Origin of the sequence: Rodentibacter rarus, assembly GCF_001998965.1 — a bacterium.
In the GTDB taxonomy this organism is placed as follows: Bacteria; Pseudomonadota; Gammaproteobacteria; order Enterobacterales; family Pasteurellaceae; genus Rodentibacter; species Rodentibacter rarus.
The window spans coordinates 1-2,034 of sequence record NZ_MLHJ01000140.1; the positions used below are offsets into that span (position 1 = coordinate 1).

General features: G+C 41.6%; 1 protein-coding gene and 1 pseudogene. Both read right to left on the reverse strand.

Features of this window, described 5'->3' with window-relative positions:
• Positions 1-847: pseudogene (locus tag BKK50_RS11585) on the reverse strand (cell wall anchor protein); the annotation flags it as partial.
• 21 nt (positions 848-868) lie between these two features.
• Positions 869-1,741 carry an OmpA family protein gene (locus BKK50_RS11590; RefSeq protein WP_077418283.1) on the reverse strand — a complete coding sequence of 291 codons (873 nt, stop codon included), beginning with the start codon at positions 1,739-1,741 and terminating at the stop codon, positions 869-871.
• Between the last annotated feature and the right edge of the window lie 293 nt (positions 1,742-2,034).

The window sequence follows — 2,034 nt, forward strand, 5'->3', positions numbered from 1 at the left end:
TACCATCACCATTTACATCACCCGGTACTCGTGGGGTGCTCGGGTTGTTGCCTGCCGTTGCATCTGTATCCGCTGCATTACCTTTATCATCCGTACCGATAGCCGTTACTTTAGAACCATCTTTCACTTTATCAGCAGGAATTGTGAATGTACCGTCACCTTTTGGTGCGACATCCGGGTTATCTGATGACCAATCACCATTTGTATCTTTCGTCAACGTTGCTGTTTTTTCATTGCCGTTTTCATCAGTATATTGCACAACAACTTTGGTGTTGTCTGCACCCGGTATTACGGTTATGGAACCATCGGATTCAGCGTTTAAAGTGGGCTTATCCGCAGTATTATCGGCATTACCACCGCCACTTCCACCACTATTATGTGCTGCTATCGCGATACCTGCCGCTAACGGCACTAATGCTAATAACCACCATGGGTTAAATGCCCAGAATGCGCTACTTAGCTCTTCGCCACCTAAGGCTTGCGGTGCGGCAACATCTTCTGCCAACATACTTACCGCATCGGCTTTTAAGCCGGATTCAGGGACATAAGCATAGACACCGCCATTTTCGTGCTGACCTACAATTAGGTTAGTCACATCTTCTGAATTTTCATCGCCGTAGTAATCTTTAATCACGACATCCGGATTCATATTGCCATCTTCGAAGAAGATTTTTAGATCTTTCCCTTCACGTTTGGCGATAATATTTTGTGGTCCCAAACCGGTTTGATCGTCAATTAATTGATAGTTAGAGTTATCTCTCGCATCAATCACTAATGTATCACCTTGCTTAATTTGGTGAGAGGCAATCACTTTTTTTGCACTTAATACTTTTAATGTAATCGACATATTTATTCCTTAACTAATAAATTATTTACCGTAAACAGTAATTTCAACACGACGGTTAGGCTGGTTACATTGGTTACGCTGCGCACCTTTATAACCATCACAAGTTGTCACCACAGGTTCTGCTTTGCCATAACCTACAGCTTCAATCGGCGTAGTCACCCCAGCCTTTTGCAAGGCTAATTTCACTGTATTTGCTCGCTTTTGTGATAATGCTTGGTTATAAGAGGCGGATCCGATGGGATCGGTATGACCGGATACGATGATTTTCCCCACCGATGGCATAACTTTCGCTTTCTCGGCAAACGCTCTAATTTTTTCTTTGCCATCCGGTAAAATATCGTTGTAACCGGATTTGTTAAAGCCAAATAATGCACTGGCATCTAAAGATTCCACGGCTAATACACCTGCGCCACAATTTGTGGTGGGGGCTGGTACACGGGATAACGTTTGGTTTTCTTTCGGCAATTGAGAAACTTCTCGCTCTGCAACCGCACTTTCCATACGGGTAAAGCTCAACTTGCCATTTTGTTGCGTCACTTTAATATAAGTGATTTCATTAACCGGCAAAGTATAGCTCACCCCTTGAGTGCGATTACCGAATTTTGTATTGGTCGTAAAAGATGAACTAAATAAATGTTTGTCAGCACAAACCACAACCGGGGTAAAGGCATTAGGTAATAATGATGCCTGATAATGACCATCAACATAAACATTAACAGCCGGTCCTTGAACATCATCTTGGCGATAAAATACGGCTAAAGATTGATTTTCACCGAGTTGGGCTGAAATCTTGCTATTCTGAAAGTTATTCCATACTTCTAATGGTTGGTTAGCATCACGTGCACAGCCGGTCAAAGCTACTGCGATCCCCAAACAGAGTAATGTTTTATTCATATAAAACCTCTTAATGATGAGATGGTTAATCAATTAAACAACGCACTTTATCTCTTCCTCGGAAAACTGATTGCAATATTTTGCTAACCATACGCATCCCTGTGAAAGGAAGAAAAGAAAAAATAAAATGGTCATTAACAATAACTCAGCGTATCTATTTCTTCGGATAACACTGAAAAATCTTGAGAAAACGAAAAACTCAAGGCACAACATTCTTAGTTCCAAGAACGTTGTGCCTTGAGTTTTTATGAGAAATGAAAAAGAATAACCGACTAGGCTGTTGGCTGTTGGCT

Coding starts and splice junctions, on each gene's coding strand:
- BKK50_RS11590 (WP_077418283.1), bottom strand. CDS start 1,741: ATGAATAAAACATTACTCTGTTTGGGGATCGCAGTAGCTTTGACCGGC.